This window comes from Kitasatospora herbaricolor, from assembly GCF_030813695.1.
Classification (GTDB): Bacteria; Actinomycetota; Actinomycetes; order Streptomycetales; family Streptomycetaceae; genus Kitasatospora; species Kitasatospora herbaricolor.
On sequence record NZ_JAUSVA010000002.1, the window covers coordinates 4,078,290 to 4,103,628 of the forward strand.

At 74.3% G+C, this 25,339-nt stretch carries 21 protein-coding genes and 1 tRNA gene; 9 read left to right on the forward strand and 13 right to left on the reverse strand.

Features of this window, described 5'->3' with window-relative positions; all coding sequences use genetic code 11:
- Nucleotides 1-20: 20 nt before the first annotated feature.
- Complete coding sequence (radA, locus tag J2S46_RS18160) at nt 21-1,571, reverse strand: DNA repair protein RadA (protein WP_191288803.1); 1,551 nt, start codon at nt 1,569-1,571, stop codon at nt 21-23.
- Nucleotides 1,572-1,743: 172 nt separating this feature from the next.
- On the opposite strand from radA, the gene J2S46_RS18165 reads away from it, so the two are divergent.
- Nucleotides 1,744-3,957, forward strand: a complete 2,214-nt coding sequence (locus J2S46_RS18165; protein ID WP_191288804.1) for a BACON domain-containing protein — start codon at nt 1,744-1,746, stop codon at nt 3,955-3,957.
- Between the two features lie 32 nt (nt 3,958-3,989).
- Here the strand turns inward: J2S46_RS18165 and J2S46_RS18170 are convergent, their stop codons facing one another.
- The 5 genes from J2S46_RS18170 to J2S46_RS18190 all read right to left on the reverse strand — a co-directional run bounded on the left by J2S46_RS18170 (nt 3,990) and on the right by J2S46_RS18190 (nt 10,839).
- Nucleotides 3,990-5,324, reverse strand: coding sequence for a DUF1254 domain-containing protein (locus J2S46_RS18170; RefSeq protein WP_191288805.1), 1,335 nt, complete (start codon nt 5,322-5,324; stop codon nt 3,990-3,992).
- Nucleotides 5,325-5,437: 113 nt separating this feature from the next.
- A complete protein-coding gene (locus J2S46_RS18175; protein ID WP_229912325.1) occupies nt 5,438-6,763 on the reverse strand; it encodes a DUF1254 domain-containing protein in 1,326 nt (441 codons plus the stop codon).
- A gap of 277 nt (nt 6,764-7,040) precedes the next feature.
- On the reverse strand, nt 7,041-7,799 hold the full coding sequence (locus J2S46_RS18180) for a bestrophin-like domain (protein WP_073924482.1): 759 nt from the start codon (nt 7,797-7,799) through the stop codon (nt 7,041-7,043).
- Nucleotides 7,800-8,078: 279 nt separating this feature from the next.
- Nucleotides 8,079-9,128: a family 2 encapsulin nanocompartment cargo protein polyprenyl transferase gene (locus J2S46_RS18185; RefSeq protein WP_191288807.1), complete on the reverse strand. Its 1,050-nt coding sequence runs from the start codon at nt 9,126-9,128 to the stop codon at nt 8,079-8,081.
- A 283-nt stretch (nt 9,129-9,411) separates the two neighbouring features.
- The gene (locus J2S46_RS18190; RefSeq protein WP_191288808.1) at nt 9,412-10,839 is read right to left on the reverse strand and encodes a family 2B encapsulin nanocompartment shell protein; all 1,428 of its coding nucleotides are present in this window, start codon (nt 10,837-10,839) and stop codon (nt 9,412-9,414) included.
- 557 nt (nt 10,840-11,396) lie between these two features.
- Here J2S46_RS18190 and J2S46_RS18195 point away from each other — a divergent pair.
- The gene (locus J2S46_RS18195; protein ID WP_191288809.1) at nt 11,397-12,482 is read left to right on the forward strand and encodes an ATP-grasp domain-containing protein; all 1,086 of its coding nucleotides are present in this window, start codon (nt 11,397-11,399) and stop codon (nt 12,480-12,482) included.
- A 52-nt stretch (nt 12,483-12,534) separates the two neighbouring features.
- On the opposite strand, the gene J2S46_RS18200 is transcribed toward J2S46_RS18195, so the two are convergent.
- From J2S46_RS18200 to J2S46_RS18220, 5 genes are all read right to left on the reverse strand, one after another.
- Nucleotides 12,535-13,098 carry a methylated-DNA--[protein]-cysteine S-methyltransferase gene (locus J2S46_RS18200; RefSeq protein WP_191288810.1) on the reverse strand — a complete coding sequence of 188 codons (564 nt, stop codon included), beginning with the start codon at nt 13,096-13,098 and terminating at the stop codon, nt 12,535-12,537.
- A gap of 164 nt (nt 13,099-13,262) precedes the next feature.
- The gene (locus J2S46_RS18205) at nt 13,263-13,496 is read right to left on the reverse strand and encodes a hypothetical protein (RefSeq protein ID WP_191288811.1); all 234 of its coding nucleotides are present in this window, start codon (nt 13,494-13,496) and stop codon (nt 13,263-13,265) included.
- A 112-nt stretch (nt 13,497-13,608) separates the two neighbouring features.
- Nucleotides 13,609-14,790 (reverse strand): hypothetical protein, encoded by a 1,182-nt coding sequence (locus tag J2S46_RS18210; protein WP_191288812.1) that lies wholly within the window; start codon nt 14,788-14,790, stop codon nt 13,609-13,611.
- Nucleotides 14,791-14,820: 30 nt separating this feature from the next.
- Nucleotides 14,821-15,591, reverse strand: a complete 771-nt coding sequence (locus J2S46_RS18215; RefSeq protein WP_370882198.1) for a histone deacetylase — start codon at nt 15,589-15,591, stop codon at nt 14,821-14,823.
- A 14-nt stretch (nt 15,592-15,605) separates the two neighbouring features.
- Entirely contained in the window at nt 15,606-16,016 is a 411-nt protein-coding gene (locus J2S46_RS18220) for an SHOCT domain-containing protein (protein ID WP_191289027.1), read from the reverse strand.
- 319 nt (nt 16,017-16,335) lie between these two features.
- Here J2S46_RS18220 and J2S46_RS18225 point away from each other — a divergent pair, with 319 nt between their 5' ends.
- From J2S46_RS18225 to J2S46_RS18235, 3 genes are all read left to right on the forward strand, one after another.
- Nucleotides 16,336-17,007 (forward strand): GAP family protein, encoded by a 672-nt coding sequence (locus J2S46_RS18225; protein WP_191288813.1) that lies wholly within the window; start codon nt 16,336-16,338, stop codon nt 17,005-17,007.
- A gap of 145 nt (nt 17,008-17,152) precedes the next feature.
- On the forward strand, nt 17,153-18,853 hold the full coding sequence (locus J2S46_RS18230) for a SulP family inorganic anion transporter (RefSeq protein WP_191288814.1): 1,701 nt from the start codon (nt 17,153-17,155) through the stop codon (nt 18,851-18,853).
- A 49-nt stretch (nt 18,854-18,902) separates the two neighbouring features.
- On the forward strand, nt 18,903-19,337 hold the full coding sequence (locus J2S46_RS18235; RefSeq protein WP_191288815.1) for a DUF7144 family membrane protein: 435 nt from the start codon (nt 18,903-18,905) through the stop codon (nt 19,335-19,337).
- Between the two features lie 139 nt (nt 19,338-19,476).
- On the opposite strand, the gene J2S46_RS18240 is transcribed toward J2S46_RS18235, so the two are convergent.
- The gene (locus J2S46_RS18240; protein WP_191288816.1) at nt 19,477-19,983 is read right to left on the reverse strand and encodes an Lrp/AsnC family transcriptional regulator; all 507 of its coding nucleotides are present in this window, start codon (nt 19,981-19,983) and stop codon (nt 19,477-19,479) included.
- Nucleotides 19,984-20,169: 186 nt separating this feature from the next.
- Between J2S46_RS18240 and J2S46_RS18245 the strand changes: the two genes are divergently transcribed.
- Nucleotides 20,170-21,909, forward strand: a complete 1,740-nt coding sequence (locus J2S46_RS18245; protein ID WP_191288817.1) for a PLP-dependent aminotransferase family protein — start codon at nt 20,170-20,172, stop codon at nt 21,907-21,909.
- Nucleotides 21,910-22,096: 187 nt separating this feature from the next.
- Here the strand turns inward: J2S46_RS18245 and J2S46_RS18250 are convergent.
- Nucleotides 22,097-22,170, reverse strand: a tRNA-Thr gene (locus J2S46_RS18250).
- A 284-nt stretch (nt 22,171-22,454) separates the two neighbouring features.
- Here J2S46_RS18250 and J2S46_RS18255 point away from each other — a divergent pair.
- From J2S46_RS18255 to J2S46_RS18265, 3 genes are all read left to right on the forward strand, one after another.
- Nucleotides 22,455-23,546: an ABC transporter ATP-binding protein gene (locus J2S46_RS18255; protein WP_191288818.1), complete on the forward strand. Its 1,092-nt coding sequence runs from the start codon at nt 22,455-22,457 to the stop codon at nt 23,544-23,546.
- A gap of 241 nt (nt 23,547-23,787) precedes the next feature.
- Nucleotides 23,788-24,234, forward strand: a complete 447-nt coding sequence (locus J2S46_RS18260; RefSeq protein ID WP_191288819.1) for a hypothetical protein — start codon at nt 23,788-23,790, stop codon at nt 24,232-24,234.
- An 87-nt stretch (nt 24,235-24,321) separates the two neighbouring features.
- Nucleotides 24,322-25,104 (forward strand): nucleotidyltransferase family protein, encoded by a 783-nt coding sequence (locus J2S46_RS18265; RefSeq protein ID WP_191288820.1) that lies wholly within the window; start codon nt 24,322-24,324, stop codon nt 25,102-25,104.
- Nucleotides 25,105-25,339: the final 235 nt, after the last annotated feature.

Below are 25,339 nucleotides of genomic sequence, written 5' to 3' on the forward strand. Positions count from 1 at the left end.
CGGCAACAACAGGGCTTGGGTCAGCCCAGTTCGTCGGAGTCGACCGGCTCCCAGCCCTCCATCAGCTCCTCGGGGTAGGCCGCGACGGGTGCCCGGCGGGGTGCCGGGGGCGCCTCGGTCCGGCCCCCGGCGGCGCCCTCGGCGCCCGTTTCGGCCCCGGCCCGGGAGCGGGCCTCGCCGCGCGGTTTGGCGGCCGCCCGGCGTCGGCCGGGGATGGCCCGCAGGGCCTCGCCGATGTCGGCCACCTCGACCACCTTCATGCCGTTCGGCACCTTGCCCGGGTCCGGCGGGACGAGCGCGTGGGTGAAGCCCAGCCGGTGAGCCTCCGCCAGCCGCCGCTGCACGCCCGTCACCCGGCGGACCTCGCCGGCCAGGCCGACCTCGCCGATCGCCACCAGGTTGCTGGGCAGCGGTGTGTCGGAGGAGGAGCTGGCGACGGCCAGCGCGATCGCCAGGTCGGCGGACGGCTCGGTCAGCTTCACCCCGCCGACCGTCGCGGTGTAGATGTCCTGCTTGCCGAGCTTGACCCCGCCGTGCCGCTCGACCACGGCCAGGATCATCGCGATCCGGGGCGACTCCAGGCCGGAGGTGGTCCGCCGGGGCGAGGGGATCTGCGAATCCACCATCAGCGCCTGGACCTCGGCGACCAGCGGACGGCGGCCCTCCAGCGTGACGGTGAGGCAGGTGCCGGGGACGGGCTTGTCACGCCGGGTCAGGAAGAGGCCGGACGGGTCGGCCAGCCCCACGATGCCCTCGTCGTGCAGCTCGAAGCAGCCGACCTCGTCGGTGGCGCCGTACCGGTTCTTGATCCCGCGGATGATCCGCAGCCGGGCGTGCCGGTCGCCCTCGAAGCTCAGCACCACGTCGACCAGGTGCTCCAGCAGGCGCGGGCCGGCGATCGAGCCGTCCTTGGTGACGTGCCCGACCAGCAGGGTGGCCATGCCGCGCTCCTTGGAGACCCGGATCAGGGCCCCCGCCACCTCCCGGACCTGGGACGGGCCGCCGGGCGAGCCGTCCAGCTCGGCGGAGGCGATGGTCTGCACCGAGTCCAGGATCAGCAGCCCGGGGTTGACCTGGTCGATGTGGCCGAGCACCGCGCCGAGGTCGGACTCGGCGGCGAGGTAGAGGTGGTCGGAGAGGGCGTTGATCCGGTCGGCGCGCAGCCGGACCTGGCCGGCCGACTCCTCGCCGGTGACGTAGAGCGTGCGGTGCTGGTCGCTGGCGGCCTTGGCCGCGACGTCCAGCAGCAGGGTGGACTTGCCGACGCCGGGCTCGCCGGCCAGCAGCACCACGGCGCCGGGCACGATGCCGCCGCCCAGCACCCGGTCCAGCTCCGGCACGCCGGTGGTCCGCGCGGTGGCCACCTGGCCGTCCACCTGCCCGATCGGCCGCGCGGGCGCGCTGACCGGGCCGGCCGCGGTCGTCCGGATCGGGACGGCGCCGTACTCCTCGACCGTGCCCCAGGCGTTGCACTCGGGGCACCGGCCGACCCACTTGGGGAGCTGGTTGCCGCACTCCGTGCAGCGGTAGGCCGGGCGCGGCTTGGCGGTGGTCTTGGTACGGGCTGCCATGCGGCCCACCGTAGCGCCTGCCTACGACAGTCCCGGACGGCCGCCGCGGCCGGCCCCGCCCCGGACGGCCCTGGTGCCGCCAGGACACGGGCGGGTCGTCTTGTTACCCGAAAGAAGTACAGGGCGCCCGAATCGCCCGGCCCGGACCCGCCGGCTCTCTACCGTCGGACGGGTGACTACGCGTGCGGAAAGGCCCCGCAACCCGGTGCTCGCGGCCTACGACAGCCGGCTGGACGGACTGTTCACCTACTGCCTGTCGGTGCTGTGCGAGTACGAGGCGGCCGTCGAGGCGGTGCAGGAGGTCCGCGAGCTGGCGCTGCGGCACGGCGAGCGGCTGGCCGAGCCCGGCCTGCTCACAGCCTGGCTCTACTCGCTCGCCAGGTACTGCTGCCTGCACCGCCTGGAGCGCGGCCCGGCCGGCGCCCCCGAGGGCCCTCCCGAGGGCGACGCCGCCGACTCCCCGCCGCGCGCCGGGGACCACCGCGGCGAGCTGGCCGCGCTGGCCTGGCCCGAGGCGGCCGGGACCGACCCGGAGCAGCGGGAGGCGCTGGAGCTGGCGGTACGCCACCGGCTCAGTCCGATCGAGGTGGCGGCGGTGCTCGGGGTGCCGGCCGACACCGCCCGGGCGCTGCTGGCCTCCGGCGGCACCGAGGTCCGGCGGACCAGGGCGGCCCTGCTGGTCCTGCTGGTCGGCAGCTGCCCGGAGCTGGACCGGCTGGCCGGCGCGGGCGCGGAGAGCTGGTGCGGGCCGGTCTCGGCCGGGCGCGGCCCGCAGCCGGACGGCGGCCGGGGCGGGCGGGTGCTCGGCCCCGGGCTGCGCCGTGAGCTGGTCCAGCACGTGGTCGACTGCCCGACCTGCCGAGGGACCGCGGAACGGGTCGCCGGCGAGGTACGGGAGGGGCTCACGGGATTGCCGGGGCTGCCGATGCTCGCCGCGCCGGCCGCGGCCCGCTCGGGGCCGGCCGACGCCGCCCGGGCTGCCGGCCCTGCCGGCGCCGCCGAACGGTCCGGCCCGGGGCTGGCCGCCGTACCGGGGCCGGCGACGCCCGGCCCGCGCCCGGCACCGGCCACCGCCACGCCGTCGACCAGGGCCGCGGCCGCCCCCTCGGCCCCGCGCCCGGTCCGGGCGGCCCGCGGCGGCGGCCCGGGTGCGGTGGCGGGCCCCGCCCGCAGTGGCGCGCCCGCCCGGCCCCGGGGGGCCTCCGGGCCCGCCGGAGCGGCCTTCCTGGCCGGCGCGGCCGCCGGCCGGCGGGCGGCCAGGGCGGCCAGGGCGGCCGGGCGCCCGCAGCCGGAGGAGCAGGGCCTGCGCTTCGACCAGCGCGGCTTCCCGCGGCACCGGGCGCCTGCCCCGGGACGGTCCGGGGCGGTCCGCCAGCGGGTGCTGACCACGGGCGTCCTCGCGGCGGTGCTGGCGGCGCCGGTGGTCGCGCTCTGGGCCGGCCACCAGAACGGCGGGGGCGCCGACGCGGCCGCCGCGGTCTCCTCGGTCCGGGTGGAGCACGACGGCCGCTCCGCGGGCCGGCCGGCCGGCGGCGACACGGCGGGCTCGGCGCTGACCGGCGGACCCGGTGCGGAGCGCACCACCGGGCAGACCGGGGGTGCGCTCGAACTGGCCGGAGCCCTCCCCGCAGAAACGTTGTTCCCCAAGATCCAGGGCCCCGCCGTGCCCGTGCCCTCCCTCGGCTCGACCCCGATCGCCAGCCCGGCCCTGCACTCGGCACCGGTTCCGCTGCCCGCCGCCCCCGGGCCGGCCGCGGTCGGCCTGCTCACCGTGGAGGCCGCCGAGTACGGCAGTCGCACCGTGATCACCATGACCAACTCGGGCGGGACGGAGATCCACTGGCACGCCGTCCTGGACGTGGACTGGCTGCGCCTCAGCCGCGACGCCGGCACGCTGGCACCGGGCCAGCGGATCACCGTCACCGTGACGGTCGACGAGGACCGCGCCCCCGCGGGCGCCTGGACGGCCCGGATCGCGCTCCCGCCGTCCCAGGCCGTGGTCACCCTGGAGGGCGGCCCGCACCAGCGCGGCGGAAGTCCGTCGGCCCCCGCCGACCCGGCCACCGGTCCCACCGCCGAGCCGGGCACCGGCCCGGGTCCGTCCACCGGGCCGACGGCCGGCCCCACCCCGGGAACGCCCGCCGGCACCCCCACGGGGTCGCCCGGCAGCGCCCCCTCCACCCCGCCGGGCGGCCCGGCCTCGCCGGCCCCCTCGACGCCGGCGCCGGCCCCGGAGCCCACCACCGGCCCGACGCCCTCCCCCGGTGACGGCGGCCCCACCACGTCGCCCTCGGCCCCCGCCGCCCCGCCGTCCGCCGGGGCGCCCGCCCCGGCCGGCACCGGCGGGCGCCACCAGCGCACGGGCGGCGGGGCGGCCCACCGGTAGGACCCCCCGGAACGGCCGGCCCCGCCGCGGGCTCAGCGGGGCCGGATCGGCGGCAGCCGGTAGGTACCGTCGAGCACCGCGGCCTGCGGCTGGTACAGCCGGATCATCGGCCGGAAGTCACCGGCCGGGGCGGGCAGCCAGTTCGCCGCCTCGGCCCGGTCCGCCGGCCGCTCCCGCTGCAGGACGAGCGTCAGCGAACCGTCCTCGCCGCGGACCAGCCCGGGGGTCCGGTCACCGATCGAGTAGCGCTCGGCCGGGTTGGCGACCAGGTAGTACTCGGGCAGGGCGTACATGGTGACGGACCAGAAGGCGTCGACCGGCGGGGTCACGTCGAACCGCAGGGTGTACGAGCGCTCGCCGGTCAGCTGCCGGCCCTCCTCGTCCAGGAACGCGGTGGCGTACACGGCCTCGTACGCGTGGTTGCCCCAGAGACCGGCCCGCGCGGCCGCCGCACGGGTCAGGTAGGCCGCCCGGCGGTCGGCGATCCGCCACTTCGGGTCGTCCAGGGTGCCGGGGCCGAGGAAGTCGAGGTTGTAGTCGAAGAGGTGGAGATTGGCGCTCCAGTCCCCGCCCGGCCGGTCGTCGGGCGGGCGGGTCGCCTCCTCCACCCGCTGCTTGCCCGCGTCCAGCCCCTTGACCAGCGCGGCGGTCCACTCGGGGGCGGCCGCGCGATAGGGCGACGGGCCCTCGTCCAGGAGTCCGAGCGGGGAGAAGCGCCGCTGGTACTCGACGTCCGCGGCGGCCGGCGGGAAGGCGGCCGCCCAGACCCGCAACCGCTCGAAGAAGGCCAGTTCGGGCGGCACGGACGGATCCGGCTCCGGCAGCCCGGCCGGTACGCCTCCCGGCTCCAGCGGTGCGACCGTCAGCTGCTCCTGGAGCGCCTTGATCCGGGGCAGGTCGGCGGGACCGTCGCAGGCGATCCGGCCCACCACGGTGGCGACCGTGGTGGGCGAGGTGATCACCCGGGCCCCCGCCGGCGGCGATCCGTGCCATCCCGGCGGCACGATCAGCCAGCGCTGCTCGGCGGTTCCGGTCGCCCGCCGGCCCACGTAGGCGAAGTTGTTGCTCCAGGCGTCGACGAACTGCAGCACGTAGTAGCCGCCCGCGGTGTCCGGGACGTGCAGCTCCAGCGGGCCCACCGAGAGGTCGAGCTGGGCGATCGAGTAGACGGTGTCGTTGTTGACCGAGACGAACTCGTCCGCCGGGACGGCCAGCTGCGAGGCGTGGCTGAACCGGTTGAAGGGCGCGGGCGGGAGACTGCCGAGGCCCTCGGCACCCACGTGGTGGACCATCGAGAGGTCGGCGACCAGGGGATAGCCGTAGATGTAGGCATCGGCGGCGAGGGCTTCGAGCGCGGGCTCGGTCATGCGAGGTCCTTCCGGGCGGGGCGGCCGGCCGGGGCGTCCGGATCGGCTGCGGCACGGGGGCGGGGGCACGGGGTGCGGGGGTGCGGTACGACGGCCAGGGGGGTGGGGCGGGGTCAGCGCGGGGTGAGGTCGGGCAGCTTCCAGTCGCCGTCCAGGACGGACCGGGCCGGCCCGTACATCCGGATCACGGCGCTGAACGGTCCGTCCGGCGCGGGCAGCCAGTTGGCGCTGTGCTCGGCGTCCGCCGGCCGCTTCACCCGGATGTGGAGGGTCAGGCCGCCGTCGGGATCGCGGACCAGCCCGGGGGTGCGGTCGCCGATCGAACAGCGGCCGATCGGGTTGTCCACCAGCAGCCGGTCCGGCAGCCCGTACATGGTCACCGACCAGAAGAACTCGGCCGGGGGGAGCGCACCGGGCGCGAAGCGCAGGACGTAGTCCCGGTCGGCGGCGTTCGGCGGCCGGTTGCCCTCGCTGTCCTCCACCCACCCGCCGTACCAGGCCTCCTCGGTCGGCAGGCCGTACAGGCCCTTCCTGGCCGCGACGGCCCGTCCCAGGGGATCGTCGCCGATCTGCTCACGGGTGCCGAACAGGCCGTCCGCCCTGGCCGCCACGGCGGCGGCGTGGTCCAGCTCGGCCCGGCCGTCGGCGATCCCGCGCTCGATCTCGGCCCGCACCTCGACCGGCAGCACGGCGGGCTCGAACTCGCCCCGGCCGTCGACGCCCAGGGCGGCCAGCCGGCGGCGCAGGTCGGCCTCGGCGGGCAGCACCGGGAAGAAGCCGAGCAGGAAGTCGAGGAAGCCGAAGAACTCGATGGTGCCGAGCACCTCCTCCCGCCAGACCGGCCACACCGGCTGGGGCGCGGGTGGCGGGGCTCCGGTACCCGCGTACTCGTGCAGCGGCCGGAGCCGGTACTGCCGCTGGGCCTCCCTCAGCTCCGCCACCTCCTCGGGGGACGTCCCGGCGAGGTACGTCCGGCCGAGGATCCCGACCAGCTGCGTCGCCGTCCGGATCACCCCGTCGACGCCGGCGGGCACCTCGCCCTGCCAGCCCGGCCCGGCGACCAGGTGGTCGCCCGCCCCCGGGCCGGTGGCGCGCGAGCCGACGAAACCCGCGTACACGGTGTCCAGCTCGTGCACCGGGAGCACGTAGTAGCGGTCCTGGGCGGGCACCGAGATCACCCACGGCTCGGCGCGCAGGTCGAGCCAGGCCCACGAGTACGGCGTGTCGTTGTTGGGCGTCACCACGTCCGTGCTGGCCGGCGTGGACGGCTCGGAGTAGTGCCGGAAGACGCCGAAGCCGCCGACGAAGCGCGGATCGGCGTCGTCGACGGCCTGCGGGTACAGGGTGCGGTAGTTCTCCAGGAGGGCGTAGCCCCAGACCCAGGCCTCGGCGGCGGTCGGGCGGACGGTGTCCGGGTCGACGAGCGTCGGGTTTCCCATGGCGACGGTCTCTCCTAGGCAGTGGACCGATTCGGACATAGCACTACAAAAGGATGCTATGTGTCCCCGAATGGATCAGCACTCCGCACGCCCCGGACGGGCGTGGCGCGGACCGCGGGCCCGGAACGCCGCCGGGAACGCCGCCGGCCGGGGCGGTGGACGGCCGGGGCCGGGTCCACCGCCCCGGCCGGTGATGCCGGGCGCGCCGGGGTCGTCCGCCTGCGGCGCGGCGGACGACCCCGGTACGGGACGGGGAAGGGCCGGGACGGCCGGCCGGTCAGCGCGGGGGTGGCAGGCGGTTGAGGAAGACCTCGAAGGCCGTCGGCTTCACCGCCGTCACCCCCGTGAACGGGAAGTCCATCTCCTTGATGACGATCAGTGAGATCACCACCAGCCCGCTCAGCGCCAGCACCATGAGCGTGTGGGAGAGCGTGTTGGAGAGGCCGAACAGGAAGGTGAAGCCGACCGTCAGGACCGCCCCGGCGATGAGCGCCACCCAGAGCAGCGTCGGCACCTCGTCGTCCACCTGGTTCAGCCGCTGGCGGCGCTCGGACGCCAGCTTCTCCAGGTGGCTGACGGCGTGCTCGTACAGGACGTTCTGCTGCTCGCTCTCCGGCTTGATCGCGAACACGTCCGCCCGCATCCCGTACACCAGCTGGGTGGCCTCCGGGCTGCTGTGGTGCTCGGCCATCAGCGGCCACTCGGTGTCCATCACCAGCCGGGCGTAGTCGAGGGTCCGCTTCTCCAGCTGGGGGCCGAGCGGCGCCGGGAGCTCACGGGAGATCCAGTAGATGCCGGCCAGCGAGTCGGCCTCCTGGAAGGTGGTCTTGCGGGCGGAGTCGTTGTTCTCCCAGACGGCGATCACCACGAAGGCGAGCAGGACGGCGTAGAGCACGCCGACCGCGGCGAAGATGAAGCCGGCCACGTCGTTGTGGGCCTCGCGGACGGGGTGCGGGACGTAACGCTGCAGCAGTTTCAGCGCAGCGGCCAGGCAGAGCAGGACGATGACCAGGGTGCCGATGTCCATCCAACTCATGGGCTGTTCCTCGTGCTCGGGCGGACTGTCTCGGTCAAGAAGGTGGAGCAAGGTGACGGCCGGCGCCGGACGGCGGCCGGGACGGGCCGGCGGCCGGAGGGGCCTTCACGGAGCCCGCGCGCCACCGACGGGCCAGGGGCGGGGCCGCACGGGCCGGCAGGCCGCAGCGGGCGGGCAGGAGGGCGCGACGGCCCTGCCGGGCGGCCCGGCGCACGGCGTGGCGCCGGCCCGGGCGGACACCCGGTCACCGGGATGCGGCCCGCTCCGGGCCGCGCGGGGTCAGTGGCTGCGCCGGGTGACCAGTTCGGCGAGCGCCAGCAGCTCGTCGGCGTCGGCCGGCTCGGGCACGGCCTCGGCCAGGTGGGCGATGGCGGCGGCCATCCGCTCGCAGGACTCGCCCTGGGCCCAGGCCCGGCCGCCGGCCGCCTCCACGGCCCGGGCGCAGCGGGCGAGCTCGTCCTCGGTCAGCGGGCGGACCAGGCCGTAGAGACCGGCGAGCACGGCGGCCTCGGCCGTACCGGCGCCGAGGGCGGCCACCACCGGGAGGGACTTCTTCCGGGCCACCAGGTCCGCGCCGACGGGCTTGCCGGTGACCTCCGGGTCCCCCCAGATCCCGATCAGGTCGTCGATCAGCTGGAACGCCAGACCGATCTCGCGGCCGAACGCGTCCATCGCCCGCGCCACCTCCTCCGAGGCGCCCGCGTAGAGGGCGCCGACCGCGCAGGCGCAGCCGAGCAGGGCACCGGTCTTGGCCTCGGCCATCGCCAGGCATTCGGCGAGTGAAACGTCACTGCGCTGCTCGAAGGCGCAGTCCGCCTGCTGCCCCCCGCACAGCTCGACCACGCAGTCGGCGAGGCGCCGGACGGCGGCCTGCGCCGCCGGGTGCGTGTCCTCGGCGAGGGTGCGCAGGGCCAGCGAGTGCAGGGCGTCACCGGCGAGGATCGCCTCGGTGGTGCCGAAGACCCGCCAGGCGGTGAGGCGGTGACGCCTGGTGTCGTCACCGTCGATCACGTCGTCGTGGAGCAGGGTGAAGTTGTGGATCAGCTCGACCGCGGCGGCGGCGCGGGCGGCGGCGGCCGGATCCCCGCCGAGGGCCCGGGTCGCGGCCAGCACCAGGGCGGGCCTGATCGCCTTGCCGGAGGGCGCGGCCGCCGTGGACCCGTCCGACTCCGACCAGCCGAAGTGGTAGGCGGCGATGCGTTGCAGCGACGGTGGCAGGGTGCCGACGGCCGTGCGCAGTGCCGGGTCGACGGACTCCCGGGCCCGGGCGAGGACGTCGTCGACGTCGCTCCCCTCCCGGTGGTCCCGTTCCACTGCGAAGATCCCCATGGTTCCTCCCCTGCTGTGAGAACGCTGTCCTGGTGGTGCGGCGCCGCGCCGGCGGTTCGCACGCCGGCACGGCCTGCGGTCGGGCCGGCCCCGGCACCGGCCTGCGCCCGGGGCCCCGGGCCGCCCGGGCGGCTCACGCGCACGGCCCGGGCGGCCGGGGTCCGGGTCGGGGTGGGGTCGGGGTCGGGCCGGGGTCGGGCCGGGGCGGTGAATTCGACCGGCGAACACCGGAATCCGGGAATGCGGTGCCGGGCGAATTCGACGCGCCCCCGGCGACGGGCGGTCAGTCCCTGGGTCGGGCGACGTCGACGTTCTCCAGCACGCCGATCGCGTCGGGCACCAGAATGGCGGCGGAATAGTAGGCGCTGACCAGGTAGGAGATGATCGCCTTCTCGTTGATCCCCATGAAGCGGACCGAGAGGCTCGGCTGGTACTCGTCGGGAATGCCGGTCTGGTGCAGACCGACGACACCCTGGTTGTCCTCGCCGGTGCGCAGCGCGAGAATCGAACTCGTGTGCCCGTCCAGGATCGGAATCTTGTTGGACGGGAAGATGGGCACCCCCCGCCAGGCCGGGACGTGGTGCCCCTGCACGTCCAGCGCGTCCGGGTAGAGGCCGCGCCGGCTGCACTCCCGGCCGAATGCGGCGATCGCCTTCGGATGGGCGAGGAAGAACTTGGTGCCCCGGCGCCGGCTGAGCAACTCGTCCATGTCGTCGGGGGTGGGCGGGCCGGAGTGGGTCTGGATGCGCTGGTCGTAGTCGGCGTTGTGGAGCAGGCCGAACTCGCGGTTGTTGATCAGCTCGTGCTCCTGCGCCTCGCGCAGGGCCTCGATCGTCAGCTTCAACTGCTGCTCGATCTGGTTCATCGGCTGGTTGTAGAGGTCCGCGACCCGGCTGTGCACCTGCAGCACCGTCTGGGCGACGCTCAGCTCGTACTCGCGCGGCGCGAGCTCGTAGTCCACGAAGGTGCCGGGCAGCTCGTGCTCGCCCTCATGGCCGGCGGAGAGCTCGATCTCCGCCTCGCCGTGACGATTCTGCGCCGCCTGCGAGCCCGCCAGGTAGGCCAGGATCTGGCCGCGCAAAGCCTCCGAGCGGTCGGCCAGCTCCTGGAAGGCGGGCCAGGGCAGCGCCAGCACGGTACCGGCGGTGGCGGCCTTGACGGTGTACTCCCAGGCGGAGTCGGCCTGCAGCAGGGCCTCGTCGCCGAGGTGGTCGCCGTCCGCGAGGAAGCCGACCACCGCCTCGTCGCCGTACTTGCCCCGGCCGATCTTGTTGACCTTGCCGTGGGCGATCAGGAAGACCTCTTCGACCGGGCGCCCGGCCTCGACCAGCACCTCGCCGGCGGAGAAGTCGCGCTGGACGAAGCGGGCCGCCAGCTCCGCCAGCAGGCCGTCGTCCTCGAACCCGCGCAGCACCGGCAGCTCGCGCAGCGAGGGCGGCACCAGGCGGACGTCCGCCCCCGTCTTGACGAAACTCACCCGGCCACGCCCGACCGCGTACGTGAGGCGCCGGTTGACGCGGTACGTACCACCGGCGACCTGCACCCAGGGGAGCATCTTCAGCAGCCAGCGGGAGCTGATGCCCTGCATCTGCGGCGCGGACTTGGTGGTGGTGGCGAGGTTCTTCGCGCCCGCCGTGCCAAGGCTCTGCTGCTGCCGGGTTTGCGCCTGCCCGCCCTGCGCAGGAATACCGACGTTGGTTTCGGTCGACATACGGGAACCCTTCGCGTTAACCGAATGAAGTGTCGCCTTGCACCAATCATGGTGGGGCCGTTCGAGCTAACCTGCAATCACTCTTTCGAGTGGTCGACATCGCAGGATAATTAGTACGACTGGATCAGTTGAGCGATTACGGTTCGACCTTCGTTCGAGCCGACCGGAGGACTCACCGGCAGCGCCCGGCACCTGTCCGGATGCCACTCGGAGGCCTCTCGAAATCCCGTCGAAGAGCGACCGGAAATACCATTCGACCCCATCGGTTCACACTCCGGAAATTCCCCGGAAAACCTGCCGCGGCCAATCCCCCGGCACCCTTCGGCAAGAACCGCGCCCGCGCCCGCGGGCCCGCGCCGAGGGGCGACCGGCCCCGCCCCCACCCGGCGTTCACGAAGACGCCGAAGGAGCGCTAAGGTGCCACCTCAAGGGCACGTCCAAGGCGCCGAAGTCACTCAAGCCGTTGGCCGACCGCCGGGTTTCGTATGCCTACGCACCGAGCAAGCGGCCGGACCGGATGCCCTCCCGAACGTTCACTCCTGCCCCGGGAGACCTCCGTGAGCGCACCCGTACGCGTCTGGCTCAACCGCACCTACGCCGAGAACGTGTTCTTCATCGAGCAGTTGCGCGCCGCTCCGCGCCCCGTCGAGGTCCATGCCACCCATGTCGACGCCGACTCACCGGTGCTGGCCGCCGCCGACGTCGCCTCCCTGGAACCCGACGGTCTGGCCCCTGACGAGTACGTGGCCTTCGCTCTCGAATACTGCGCCCGCAACGCCGTCGACGTCTTCCTGCCCCGGCTCAACCAACTCGCCATCTCCCTGCACCGCAAGGAGTTCCAGGAGGTCGGCACGGCGCTGGCCTGCCCGCCGGCCACCGCGATCGCGGCCTTCGACAGCAAGGTCGACGGGTACGCGGCCATAGCCTCCGCCGGCCTGCCGACTCCCCCCTGGTGGCAGGTGCGGACGGCCGACGAACTGCTGGCCGCCGTGACCGCGATCGAGGCGGCGGACGGCGTGCCCTGCCTGAAGCCCGCCTCCGGGGCCGGCGGCGAGGGGTTCCGGGTGCTCACCCGCGAGCCCTTCGGGCTGCACGCGCTGTCCGGGTGGCCGAGCGGCCACGTCCAGCTCGACCAGGTGCTGGCCGCCATGGACGGCTCCGCCACCACTGTGGACCTGCTGGTGATGCCGTACCTGGAGGGCCCGGAGGTCTCGGTGGACTGCCTGGGCGACCTGGACGGCCGGCTGATCACCGCCGTGGGCCGCACCAAGCACCGCCGGCGCCGCAGCTTCACCACCGCCCCGCGCTACCTGGAGCCCGCCCGCCAACTGGTCGAGACGCTCGGCATGGCCTTCCTGTCGAACGTGCAGTTCCGGCACCACCACGGCGAGCCGGTGGTCATCGACGTCAACACCAGACCGTCCGGCGGCCTGCACCAGCTCAGCCTCGCGGGCCTCAACCTGCCCTGGAACGCGGTGCAGTTGGCGCTCGGCGAGATCCCCACCCCGGCCCCCGCCGACCGGCTCGCGGGCATCGAGTACACCCTGGTGTCCGGCGTCCACCCGGTACTGCCGCGCCAGGTGCCGCACGCGCTGGAGCGCGTCCCGGTGGCCTTCGACCTGGTCGACGCCCTGCCGGGCTGAACCCCTGCCGGGCCGCCGGGCGCGGCCGGCCCCTCCCGCCGGGCGGGAGCGGTCAGCCGCGCGCGGCGGCCTCGACCCAGTCGGGGCCGTTCCAGTCCAGGGTCGGCTCCAGCACGCCCTCCAGGGTGAGCAGCCAGCGCTTCACCTCGATGCCGACCCGGCCGCCGCCGAAGCCGCCGAGGCCGTCCGCCGCGACCACCCGGTGGCAGGGCACCAGCAGCGGCACGGGGTTGGCGGCCATCATCTGCCCGACCGTCCTGGCAGCAAGGCCGGGCTCGGTGGTTCCCTCGAACACCCCGCTGAGCGCGGCGAGTTCGCCGTAGGTGATGGTCCGTCCGTACGGCACTTCGGTGAGCAGGGTGCGCAGCACGACCCGGTGCGCGTCACCGATCCGGGACCAGTCGATCGGCAGGTCCGGCGCCCGGCGGCGCCCGGCCAGGTAGTCGGTGATCCGGCCGGTGACCGCCTCGATCTTCGCCGGGTCGGTGCAGACCGGCGCGGACGTGGCGCTCCCGTCGGGCAGGTAGTCCGACGTCACGACGCCGGCCGGTGTCACGGCGATCCGCATCGGACCGCTGGGCAGCGGTGTCCCGACCGTGATCCACGTGGTCGACATGCCGGCCGCCCTGCTCTCGTCCGCCCGTTCCGTGAGGTCCGCGCCCGGGTCCGCCCGGCGCCGAGGCCCCGGAGGCGGGCTCCCGCGGCCGCCTCCGGGGCCATGGTACGACCGCCCCGCGGGCCCGCGGGGCGGTTCGCTGTCGGTGGTCGCCGCAGCTGCGGTCAGTGCCGCGCCTTCAGCTCGGCCCCGAGTTCGCGCGCCCAGTGCATGACCTCGTCACGGTCGGCGGCCTTGCCGTCGCAGAGGATGCTGAGCTGCGAGTCGCTGAGGCGGTTCGGCCCCGGGATCTCCAGCAGGTAGGCGATCTCCGCCAGCATCGACGCGAGCCGCTGGGCGTCCGGAGCGCCGATCGCGACCGTCGCCTCGTGATGGCTGATGTTGACAGAACCGGGCATCGCAGCCTCCTCCGTATGCCCCCTTGTGTCCTCCACGGTACGGCCGTCCGCGCCGGCGCGCGCAGGGGCGGCGGCGCTGCCCCCTGCACCGCCCCGGCCCTGGGCGGAACGGTCAGCGCGCCGGGGCCGGCCCCGGGCTCATGCCGGCCAGCTGCAGCCAGAGCCCGAAGCCGGTGCGGTCCGCCGCACCGGCCGAGTGCTCGGGCTCGGCCCGCCGGTACCGGCCGATGTAGTCGTAGGCGGCGCTGACCGTCCAGGCCGGCAGCTCCTGGTCGATCAGGCGGTCCCACTTGGTGGTGGTGCGCTCGTCGTGGAGCTGGTGCAGCGGGAGGTGGCGGCAGGCTGCCCAGCAGATCAGGTCCGGTGCGTCGTCGAGCAGCCGGCCGGGGCCGGTCCTGGCCGCCTTGGGGATCCCGGCCAGCGCCTGCCGCGCCGTGCGCCGGGCCTCCAGCGCCCGGAGCACCCCGAGCGGGTGGACCCGCGGGTGGATCAGCGCGGCGTAGTGCGGCGAGGTGATGTCGGCCCACAGCGCGTCCAGCCCGCCGTCGGTGGAGACCAGCTGCGGCAGGTACGGCGTGGGCGCGGTGGAGAGGCAGGCCAGCGCTCGGGTGACGTCCGCCATCGAGAACCGGGGCAGCCAGCCCTCACGTTCGAACTCCTCGGCCAGTCTGCGCAGTTCGGGGCAGCGCCGGAGGCAGTCCTGGGCGGTGGCCGGGTTCAGGTAGAGGTCCGCGATGTCGTGCAGTCGCCGGACGTGCTCGCGCTCCGGGCTGGTGAAGACCTCCAGCCGGACGGTCGAGCCGGCCAGGTGGGGCAGCCCCGACCGGGCCGCGGCCCGCGCCAGCAGGGTCAGCCGCTGGAACCCGTCGATGGACTCCGGCCGGACCAGTTCGACCAGGCCGCCCCGGATCCGGATGCTCTCGGCGCCGAGGGCCAGCTGCCCCACCCGGCCGAACTCCTCCGGCCGCACCCTGAGCAGCTCGGCGAGGACCCGGTTGTGGCCGCTGTCGTGCAGGAAGCCGCGCCGGGCCCGGAGCGCCCGGGCCGCCTGCGGCCCGGCCGCCAGTCCGGCCAGTTCGCCTGCCGGCACCTGGAGCGACCAGCCCCGGTCGAACCGGGTCAGCCGGCCGGGCCGCAGGGCCAGCACCGGCCCGGCGAACGGGTCGTACCCGCCGGCGCCCTCGGAGCCGTCCGGGCCGGTGTGCCCGGCGTGACGGCGGAGCCCGCCGGCCCCGACCGCCCCGGCGCCCTCGACGCCCTCGTCGCCGCCGAGCAGCGGAAGTAGTTTGTCCACGCATCTGCCAACGGGCCGCCGGCCGATCGGTTATGGCACCCGCCCGGGAATCTTGCGGCCCGGCCGCACGGGAGCCGCCGGACCGGCCGTCGGCGGGCCGGGCGCCCACCGCTCGTCCGGGCCGAGCAGGCCTTCGATGTCGGCCGGCCGCCAGGCCCCGGCCGCCCCCGGCCGGGCGGCGAGGTAGTCGGCGATCCGCCCGGCCGGCCAGCCGTGGCCCTCGCGCAGCCCTCTGGCCAGCTGGCGCAGGTACCCGGCGGCCGGCCGGGCCGGCGCGGCCTCCGCCCGGTGCCAGGGCGCGGTGAGGGTCAGCACCGGCAGGCCGTCCAGCCACCCGGCGCGGAGCAGGGTCTCGTAGCGGCCGGGCCCCAGCGCGGCGCGGCCGTCGGCCAGCACCCGGGTCAGGTCGAGGTCGGCCCCGGGCGGGCGGGCCGACTCCTGGGCGAAGACGTCCGAGAACTGCCCGACCGAGACCAGGTAGGCGCGGGCCGGCATCTCACCCGGTTCGAGCGGGTCGTAGAAGCCGCAGCCGCCGGTCCAGACGGCGGACTCCAGTGCGAAGTAGAGCTGCCCGGGCAGCAGGAGGGGCACCGCGCGCTCCGGCGGCCGGGCGTCCCGGCAGCCCGGGTAGGTCCGCGCCGCGCCGGGCGGCCGGCCCCCGGCGAGGTAGCAGGTGAACCGGTCCAGGCACATGTTGGAGCCGTAGGCCGCGTACCAGACCCGCGCGCCGGGGCCCGGCCCGCGCGGCCCGTCCGTGCCACGGGACGGACGGGCCGCGGCGTCGCCGCCCAACGGTTCCACCGGGCCGCCCGTCCTCAGGCGAGCAGCTTGTCCTTGGCCCGCTGGTACTCCACCTCGGTGAGCGCGCCGCTGTTCTTGAGGTCGGCGAGTTTGGCGAGTTCGTCGGCGTGGCTGGTCGGTCCGCCACCGCCGCCGCCCGGCGAGGCGGCCGCGTCCCGCACGTAGGCCTTGAACGCGGCGTCGGTGCGCCGTGCCTGTTCCAGGTCACGCTCACCCATCGAGCGGCCGCGGGCGATCAGGTAGACGAAGACGCCGAGGAACGGAAGCAGGATCACGAAGATCGTCCAACCGGCCTTGCCCCAACCGCCCATGTCCTGACTGCGGAAGATGTCAGTGATGATCTTGAAGAGCAGGAAGAACCAGAGGACCCAGAGGAAGAACTCCAACATGGTCCAGAACAGATCGAGCAGCGGGTAGTCGTCCATGGTGCTCCCGTCCCAGCCGGTCACCGTATTTCGGTGGCCGGTCAGCCAACAGCGCCGCCGGTGACGCGCGTACGGCACTGAAACGAGTCATATCACCACATTTCCCTCACAGCATTTCACCGTGTCCGGTCCGGCGGGCGACGGGAACCGGTTCACCCGGAAGGCCCAGGCCACCGCGCCGATCAGGCCGCCGGGGCAGGGAATGGGAGCAGCACCCCGACCCGGTCGGCAGCCCGTACGCCTCGGGCGGCGGCCGCACCGCCCGCCGGACCGCCCGAGGCGCACGGGCGGGAATCCGACCAGTTCCAGGGAGGGCCCCGTGGGCGACGCCGTCGGCCAGATGCTGGCCTCCGCGGTCGGCATCGCGATCAGCCCGCTGCCGCTGATCGCGGTGATCCTGATGCTGGCCACGCCCAAGGGCCAGGCCAACGGGACCGCGTTCACGGCCGGCTGGATGCTCGCGCTGGCCGCGGTGGTGACGGCCGTGGTGCTCGCGGGCTCCGGTGTCGACGCCCACACCGGGAAGCCCACCTGGTCGTACTGGCTGAAGCTGGCGCTCGGCGTGCTGTTCCTCCTGCTCGGCGCCAAGCAGTGGCGCGGCCGGTCCCGGGAGGGCCACGTCACCGAGCCGCCGAAGTGGATGCGGGCGATCGACCGGTTCACCCCGGGCAGGGCGGCCGGCCTGGCGGCAGCCCTGGTCGTCGCCAACCCGAAGAACCTCGCACTCGCCGTGGGCGGCGCGGCCTCCATCGCGACCAGCGGCGCCTCGGTCGGGGGAAAGACGGTGGCGGCGGTGCTGATGGTGCTGGTGGGGTCCCTCTGCACGCTGCTGCCGCTCGGCGTGCGCCTCCTCGGCGGCGACCGGTCGGCCCAGGTGCTGGGCGGCTGGAAGGCGTGGACGGCCGCCCACAACGCGGCCGTCATGATGGTCGTCCTCGTCGTCCTCGGCGCCAAGTACGTCGGGGACTCGATCTCCGGGCTGACCACATGACGCCCCGGTGCGCCGTGCCGGGCCGACATCCGGCCACCCGTCACCGCCTCCGCGAGCGGGGCCCGGACGTCCGCGCCGCCGCCGGCACCCAGGGCCGGTGCGCCGCCGGCCACCTCGGTGCGGTGCCGTGAAGGGGCCCGGTGCCGTGCGGTCGCGCCCCGGCGCCGGACCGCCGCCCCGGTTCGGCAGACCGACCACGGCCGACGTCACGTCAGGCTTCGTCACCGGCCTGTTCTCGATCCCCGAGGGCATGGCGTACGCGTCGATCGGCGGCTTCAACCCGGTGGCCGGGCTCTTCTCCGGCGTCCTCCCGGCGATCGTCGGCTCGCTGACGGCCCGTACCGTCCTGATGGTCACCACCCTGACCAGCGCGATCGCGCTCACCGCGCAGAGCGTGCTGGACGAGGCCGGGCTGGACCCGCTCGATCCCGGGAACGTCGCCCTGATCTCGGTGATGGCCGGCCTGGTGATGCTGCTGATGGGCCTGCTGCGGTTCGGCGTGGTGCTGAGCTTCGTCTCCAACGCCGTGATGACCGGCTTCTCCACCGGCATCGCCGTCCAGATCATCACCGGCGTGCTCCAGGACGCCACCGGATACCGGCCGCAGGGCCACAACCGGCTCGCCCGGCTCTACGACTGGCTGACCCACCTCGGCAGCTGGGACCTGGCCACCACCCTGGTGGCGGTGGTGACCGTCGCCGTCTGGGCGCTCGCCCACGCCGTACCGCGACTGCGGGCGGTCGCGCTGCTGGTCGCGATGGTCCTGGTCAGCGTCGGGGTGGCGCTGCTCGGCACCGGCGTCGAGCTGGTCGGGAGCATCGCCGACATCCCGTCCGCGCTGCCGCACTTCACCGCCCCGCACTGGTCTGCGCTGCCCTCCCTCGCGGGCGGCGCCCTGTCGATCGCCCTGGTCGCCCTCGCGCAGGCCGCGGGCATCTCCCCCACCGTGCCCAACCCGGACGGCTCGAAGCCCGACATGAACCGGGACTTCACCGCCCAGGGCCTGGCCAACCTGGCCGGCGGCCTGTTCCAGGCCCTGCCGACCGGCGGCTCGCTCTCCCGTACCGGGGTCGCCGTCGCGGCCGGCGCCCGGACCCGCTGGGCCGGGATCTTCTCCGGGGTCTGGCTCGCCCTGATCGTGCTGACCCTCGCCCCGGCGGCCGAGCGGATACCGATGCCGGTGATCGGCGGCCTGATCCTGGTCGTCGGCGGCGAGCTGATCTGGGGGAAGCGCCAGGACATCATGCTCGTCCTGCGCACCTCGTGGACCTCGACGGCCGCGATGGTGCTCACCTTCGTCCTCACCACGCAGCTGGCGCTGCAGCAGACCATCATCGTCGGCGCCGTGCTCTCCCTGCTGCTCTACTGTGTCCAGGCGGCCCGGCAGGCCCGGCTGCGCGCCTTCCTCCCGACCGGCGACGGCCACTGGCGCACCGCGCCCCCGCCGCCCCGGCTGCCGGCCGGCGAGGTGACCGTCCTCGAATACACCGGCGTCAGCCTGTTCGCCGAACTGCCGCACATCCAGGCCGACTGGCCGGACACCACCGGTGCGGACCGGGCCGTGCTCGTCCTGCTGGTGCGCGGCATCCCGGACGTCCCCTCGTCCGCGGTGATCAAGTGGCTCGGTCTCCGGTCGGACGAGCTCGGTCGCCAGGGCGGCCGGCTCGTGCTGGCCGGGGCCACCCCGGCCTTCGAGCACGTGATCCGGGCCACCGGCCTGATCGAGCGCCTCGGCGAGGACGGACTCGTCCCCGCCGCCCCCGTGGTCGGCGCCTCCCTGCTGGAGGCCGTCGAGCGGGGCGAGCGGTGGATCGCCGAGGGCCGCGACCCGGACCACCCTCCCTGACCTCCTCCCCCGAACCACCACCGTCCGGCTCCCCGAGAAAGGACCCACCATGAGCACCGCCCCCAACCCGCCCTACCGGGACACCCCCTCCGCCTCGCCGAACAGCGGATGGGTCACCGGCCTCGCCCTGTTCGCCGGCGTCGTGATGCTGGTCAACGGCATCCTCGACATCTTCCAGGGGATCGTCGCCGTCATCGACAACGACCTCATCGTGACCACCCCCAACTACGTCTTCCGCTTCGACGTGACCTCCTGGGGATGGGTCCACATCGTCATCGGCGCGCTGGTCGTCGTGGCCGGCGCGGGCGTCCTGCGAGGCGCCCTCTGGGGCCGCATCGCCGGTATCGTGCTCGCCTCGGTGAGCGCGATCAGCGCCTTCATGTGGCTCCCCTACTACCCCGTGTGGAACATCATCGTCATCGCGCTCGACGTCTTCGTGATCTGGGCCCTGTGCCTCTACCGCGACGACGACCGGGCCTTCTGACCCGGCCTTCGCCCGCCGGCACCGACGCCGGCACCGGCAGGACGCCCCGGGCCGTTACGGCCCGGGGCGTCCTGCGCACGCGCTGCGGACCGGCGCGGCTCCGTCCCGCGCCCGGAGGCGACCGGTCACCGGGCCGGGCTCACCGGACCGGGCTCACCGGACCGGGAACCAGGTGCCGGCGCCCGGCGATCTGCTCGAAGATCAGGTTGGTCCGGGTCTGCGCCACCGCCGGGTGGGTGGTGAGGTGGTCCACCACGAAGTCGCGCAGGGCGTCGGGGTGCGCCAGGGCGACATGCAGCAGGTAGTCGTCGGATCCGGCCATGTGGAAGACCGCCACCACGCCGGGCATGTCGGGGGCGGAGTCGCGGAAGCTCTCGTTCTGCTCACGGGTGTGGGCCCGCAGCCGGACGGAGATCATCGCCTGCAGCGGCAGCCCGATCGCGGCGGGGGCGATCTCGGCCCGGAACGCGCGGATCACCCCGCGCTCGCGCAGGGCGCGCACCCGGGCCAGACAGGTGGAGGGGGCGATGCCCACCGCGTCGGCGAGCGCGTTGTTCGGCGTCCGGGCGTTGTCGGCCAGGATCCGCAGGATCGCCCGGTCCACGTCGTCGAGGGGCGCCTGCCGGGGGTGAGGATTGTTCGGCACGAGGCCCAGGGTCCCTCGCCGTACCGATGATTCGCAAGGTTGTGGCTTTTCATTCCGAATCTTCTGCGGATTGCTTCCCCTCCCGTCGTCACAGGTTCCATCCTGGCCCTGATCGGATCGGCCCTCGCCGACCACCGGAGTCGCCCCGGCGGAGCGTCCGACCCAGCGAACCGGGAGCGCCGCAGCATGAGCCGAACCGACACCCTGACCATGCCCGCGGGCCACGACCGGCCCGCACCGGACGTCCTCGCACCGGCCCCGGACGCCCGGCTCCTCGGGGCGCCCGGGCCCGCCGTCGCGCCCCCCGGCCCGGTCGAGGAGCCGGACGTCCTCGACTTCGAACTCCCGGCCGGCGGGCTGGACGACGAGCAGCGCCTGCGCGCCCTCGACACCATGGACGCGTACCTGACGAGCAAGCGCCGCCACCTCCTCGGCTACCAGGCCACCCAGGAGATGGGCGGCAGCGCCTTCGACCTCGGCCGGTTCATGCACCACAACATCAACAACCTCGGCGACCCGTTCCGGAGCGGCGGCTACAAGCCCAACACCAAGGTCGTCGAACGCGCCGTCCTCGACTACTACGCCGCCCTGTGGCACGCCCGGGGCCCGTACGACGCGGCCGACCCCGAGTCGTACTGGGGCTACGTGCTCTCCATGGGCTCCACCGAGGGCAACATGTACGCGCTCTGGAACGCCCGGGACTACCTGAGCGGCAAGGCGCTGATCCAGCCGCCGGCCGCGGCGGCCGCCGCCCCGCGCTACCTCCGGCCCGCGTCCGAGCCGGGCAACCCCAACGCCTACCGGCCGGTGGCCTTCTACTCCGAGGACACCCACTACTCCTTCGCCAAGGCCGTCCACGTGCTGGGCGTCGAGACCTTCCACACCGTCGGCACGGAGCAGTACCCCGACGAGTGCCCGCTGGCCGGCGCCGCCCCGGACGGGAGCCCGGCCTGGCCCGCCGAGGTGCCGTCCCGCAAGGGCCCCTCGGGCCGCACCTGGGACGGCACCGGGGAGATCGACATCGACGCCCTGGCGGTGCTGGTGGAGTTCTTCGCCGCCAAGGGCCACCCGATCTTCGTCAGCCTCAACCTGGGCAGCACCTTCAAGGGCGCCCACGACGACGTCCGGGAGGTCTGCGAGCGCCTGCTGCCGGTCTTCGAGAAGCACGGCCTGGTCCGGGCCGAGGTGGCGTACGGCAAGGACCCGCGTACCGGCGAGCCGCTGACCGACCTCCGCCGGCGCTTCTGGATCCACGTCGACGGCGCCCTCGGCGCCGGGTACGCGCCCTTCCTGCGGATGGCCTCCGCCGACCCGGCCGGGTTCGGCTGGACCCCCGACAGCGGGCTGCCCGAGTTCGACTTCGGCATCACCCTGCCCACCCGGGAGTTCGGCGACCTCGACATGGTCTCCTCGATCGCCATGAGCGGCCACAAGTGGCCCGGCGCACCGTGGCCTTGCGGCATCTACATGACCAAGGTGAAGTACCAGATATCACCGCCGTCCCAGCCCGAGTACATCGGCGCGCCCGACACCACCTTCGCCGGCTCCCGCAACGGCTTCTCACCGCTCATCCTCTGGGACCACCTCTCCCGGCACTCCTACCAGGACCAGGTCGACCGGATCCGCCGGGCCCAGGAGCTGGCCGCCTACCTGGAGCGGCAACTCCACCTCCTGGAGCAGGAGAAGGGCATCGAGCTGTGGCCGGCCCGCACCCCGGGCGCCATCACCGTACGGTTCAGAAAGCCCAGCCCCGAGCTGGTCGCCAAGTGGTCCCTGTCCTCGCAGGACGTCCTGCTCGTGCCCGGCGACGAGCGCACCCGGCGCAGCTACGTGCACGTCTTCCTGATGTCGTCGGTCGACCGCGCCAAGCTGGACGAACTGCTGGCGGACCTCGCCGAGGACCAAGCCCTCCTGCCCCGGGCCTGACCACCGGTGGCCCCGGCCGACCACCGGGGCGGGCGGTCGACCGGGGACGGCCCGGGCCCGGGGCCAGCCATGGGGCCACCCGCCCTGCGCGTCGTCGCGTCGCTCATGCAGAACGGCCCCGGACGAAGTCGTCCGGGGCCGGTGCCGCGGACGACCGCGTCTGCTGCTCGTCCGGGGCGGTGCGCGGAGCCCCCTGTCGGATTCGAACCGACGACCTTCGCTTTACAAGAGCGGTGCTCTGGCCAGCTGAGCTAAGGAGGCATGGTGACCGTCCGCGGCGGACCACGGCGGCACCGGGTGGCAGTCTACCGGGACGGGATGGCGCGTTGTCTGCATATCGCCGACCCCGCCCGGGCGGCCAGGGGGCGTGACCGAACCGATGCGGAACTCGGGGGCGGGAGGGGGCTGACAAGGGGCGGAGCCGGGAGGTAGCGTCGCGGGGAGCCGGTTCGTGCAGTGGTTCAGACCACCGGGACCGGCCGAGCAGACATCCACCTTTACTCGGATCGTCCGGCACGTTCCTGCCGGTGAAGGAGAACACAGCCATGGCTTCTGTCACGTTCGACAAGGCGACCCGCCTCTACCCGGGCGGCACCAAGCCCGCCGTGGACGCCCTTGAGCTGCACGTCGAGGACGGCGAGTTCCTCGTCCTCGTCGGCCCCTCGGGCTGCGGCAAGTCGACCAGCCTCCGCATGCTGGCCGGCCTGGAGGACGTCAACGGTGGCGCCATCCGCATCGGTGACCGCGACGTCACGCACCTGCCGCCGAAGGACCGGGACATCGCCATGGTGTTCCAGAACTACGCGCTGTACCCGCACATGACCGTCGCGGACAACATGGGCTTCGCCCTGAAGATCGCCGGCGTCAACAAGGCCGAGATCCGCAGCAAGGTCGAGGAGGCCGCGAAGATCCTCGACCTGACCGACTACCTGGACCGCAAGCCGAAGGCGCTCTCCGGCGGTCAGCGCCAGCGTGTCGCCATGGGCCGCGCGATCGTCCGCGAGCCGCAGGTCTTCCTCATGGACGAGCCGCTGTCGAACCTCGACGCCAAGCTCCGCGTCTCGACCCGTACGCAGATCGCCAGCCTGCAGCGCCGCCTCGGCATCACCACCGTGTACGTGACCCACGACCAGGTCGAGGCCCTCACCATGGGTGACCGCGTGGCGGTCCTCAAGGACGGTCTGCTGCAGCAGGTCGACAGCCCGCGCACCATGTACGACCGCCCGGCGAACCTGTTCGTGGCCGGCTTCATCGGCTCCCCGGCGATGAACCTCGTCGAGGTCCCGCTGGTCGACGGCGGCGTGAAGTTCGGCGGCTCGATCATCAACATCTCCCGCGAGGAGCTGGCCGGCGCCGGCACCGACAAGACCGTCACGGTCGGCATCCGCCCGGAGCACTTCGAGATCGTCCCGGCCGGCGGCATCGAGGGCGTCGCCGTCACCGTCAACGTGGTCGAGGAGCTCGGCGCCGACGGCTTCGTCTACGGCACCACCAAGATCGGTGGCGACGACAAGGACATCGTCGTCCGCGTGCACGGCCGTCAGATCCCGGAGCGCGGCCAGACCATCCACGTCGTGCCGATCGGTCACGAGACCCACGTCTTCTCGTCCAGCACGGGTGCCCGCCTGAGCGCCTGACGCTCTCCGGGGCCCCGGCCCCGCGGTAGCAGAGCTGACATACGGGTGAGCCCTGCCGGACGGCGGTCCGGCAGGGCTCGGTCGTGTCCGGGGCCGGACCCGGCCCGCACGGCGCCGCGGCGCGGCCGGCGGGCCGCCGCCACCGGCCCGTCAACACGGTGACGGGACGAATCGGGACACGGCTCACTCGTTGGGGTAACGGAATGCGATACCGGGCATACCCGGCGCTACGCTCCTGAGCGTGAATCAGCTTGTGCGCCGCATCGGCCAGACCGTAGCCCTCACTCTGCCCGTGATCCTGGTGACCACCGGCACCCTCGCCGTGACCCGGGTCCCCTGGGCCCCGCCGACCTCGCTCGACCAGCAGGTCGTCGCGGCGTCCAGCAACGACGGGGCCGGCATCGGCCGCGCCCCGACCGGCCAGACCAACGCCCAGGGACTCGCCCCGCAGGACGCCCTGCGGGCCGACCTGCTCGACGAGCTGCGCGCCAACAACCCCGGCACCGCGCTGGACCTGCTGGAGCGGACGATGCGCGAGAAGCCCGCCCTCACGCCGTACTGCAGCACGCTCGCCGCCGACCTGGGCAAGGCCGCCGTACGCAAGTACCAGGGCGACGTCCAGCGGGCCCGCTCCTTCGCCCGCCCGGTCTGCGACGGCTCCTTCGCCTCGGGGGCCACCGCCGGCTGACCGCCGCCCGGCGGCCGGCCGGGCCGCCCGCCCCGGGCCGGGGTGCTCGTAACGGCCCCGCCGGGCCCCGGCCCTATTGTTCTCGGCATGACCGCTGACTCCGCTTCCCTCGTAGCCCCCGTCGTCACCCAGGCGGTGATCCTGGCCGGCGGTCAGGGCTCCCGGCTGCGCCCGTACACCGACGACCGTCCCAAGCCGCTGGTGGAGATCCCCGGCACCGGTACGCCGATCGTCGGTCACCAGCTGGCCTGGCTGGCGGCGGAGGGCGTCACCGACGTGGTGATCTCCTGCGGCCACCTGGCCGAGGTGCTGCAGGAGTGGCTCGACCGGGCCGACCTGCCGCTGAACGTGAGCACCGTGGTCGAGAGCGAGCCGCTGGGGCGTGGCGGCGGCCTCAAGTACGCCGCCCGGGCCCTCCCCCGCCCGGAGGAGCCCTGGTACGCCACCAACGGCGACATCTGGACCCGTTTCAGCCTGCGCGACATGGCCTCCTTCCACCACGAGCGGGACGCCGTCGCGACGCTCGCGCTGGCCCGGCCCCGGATCCCGTGGGGCGCGGTGGAGACCGACCAGTTCGGCAACGTGCTCGACTTCATCGAGGCGCCGCCGTCGCCGTTCCTCATCAACGCGGGCCTGTACGTCTTCAGCCCCGAGTTCGCCGCGCTGCTGCCCGATGTCGGCGACCACGAGCGGACCACCTTCCCGCAGCTGGCCCGGGGGAAGCGACTGGCCGGCTACCAGCTGCCGCAGGGCGTGTACTGGCGGGCGATCGACACCGCCAAGGACCTCACGGAGGCCGCCAAGGAGCTGGCCTCCGGCGCCGGCCTGAGCCCGGTGGCGGCCCGGAGCACGCCGGTCTCCCCCGCATAGCACGGCGGACGGCCCAGGCGGCCCGCAGCGGCTCCCCGTGGCTCTCAGCGGCTCCGGGGGCCCTGCCCCGGCCTGGGGACCGGCACGGCCGGTACGCGCCCTCGGCGGGCCCGTGCGGCGCTTCAGGGCCCGGTGCGCCTCCGCCACCGCCCGCGCCACCGCAATCGGAACGAGCCGGTCGGGACACTCCCCACGGAGTGTCCCGACCGGCTCGTCGCTGTCCGCCGGCCCCGAG

What these genes read in the sequence shown, in the direction of transcription:
- radA (WP_191288803.1), bottom strand. Translation starts at nt 1,571, where the DNA reads ATGGCAGCCCGTACCAAGACCACCGCCAAGCCGCGCCCGGCCTACCGC.
- J2S46_RS18170 (WP_191288805.1), bottom strand. Translation starts at nt 5,324, where the DNA reads ATGACCGAGCCCGCGCTCGAAGCCCTCGCCGCCGATGCCTACATCTAC.
- J2S46_RS18175 (WP_229912325.1), bottom strand. Translation starts at nt 6,763, where the DNA reads ATGGGAAACCCGACGCTCGTCGACCCGGACACCGTCCGCCCGACCGCC.
- J2S46_RS18180 (WP_073924482.1), bottom strand. Translation starts at nt 7,799, where the DNA reads ATGAGTTGGATGGACATCGGCACCCTGGTCATCGTCCTGCTCTGCCTG.
- J2S46_RS18185 (WP_191288807.1), bottom strand. Translation starts at nt 9,128, where the DNA reads ATGGGGATCTTCGCAGTGGAACGGGACCACCGGGAGGGGAGCGACGTC.
- J2S46_RS18190 (WP_191288808.1), bottom strand. Translation starts at nt 10,839, where the DNA reads ATGTCGACCGAAACCAACGTCGGTATTCCTGCGCAGGGCGGGCAGGCG.
- J2S46_RS18200 (WP_191288810.1), bottom strand. Translation starts at nt 13,098, where the DNA reads ATGTCGACCACGTGGATCACGGTCGGGACACCGCTGCCCAGCGGTCCG.
- J2S46_RS18205 (WP_191288811.1), bottom strand. Translation starts at nt 13,496, where the DNA reads ATGCCCGGTTCTGTCAACATCAGCCATCACGAGGCGACGGTCGCGATC.
- J2S46_RS18220 (WP_191289027.1), bottom strand. Translation starts at nt 16,016, where the DNA reads ATGGACGACTACCCGCTGCTCGATCTGTTCTGGACCATGTTGGAGTTC.
- J2S46_RS18235 (WP_191288815.1), top strand. Translation starts at nt 18,903, where the DNA reads ATGAGCACCGCCCCCAACCCGCCCTACCGGGACACCCCCTCCGCCTCG.
- J2S46_RS18245 (WP_191288817.1), top strand. Translation starts at nt 20,170, where the DNA reads ATGAGCCGAACCGACACCCTGACCATGCCCGCGGGCCACGACCGGCCC.
- J2S46_RS18255 (WP_191288818.1), top strand. Translation starts at nt 22,455, where the DNA reads ATGGCTTCTGTCACGTTCGACAAGGCGACCCGCCTCTACCCGGGCGGC.
- J2S46_RS18265 (WP_191288820.1), top strand. Translation starts at nt 24,322, where the DNA reads ATGACCGCTGACTCCGCTTCCCTCGTAGCCCCCGTCGTCACCCAGGCG.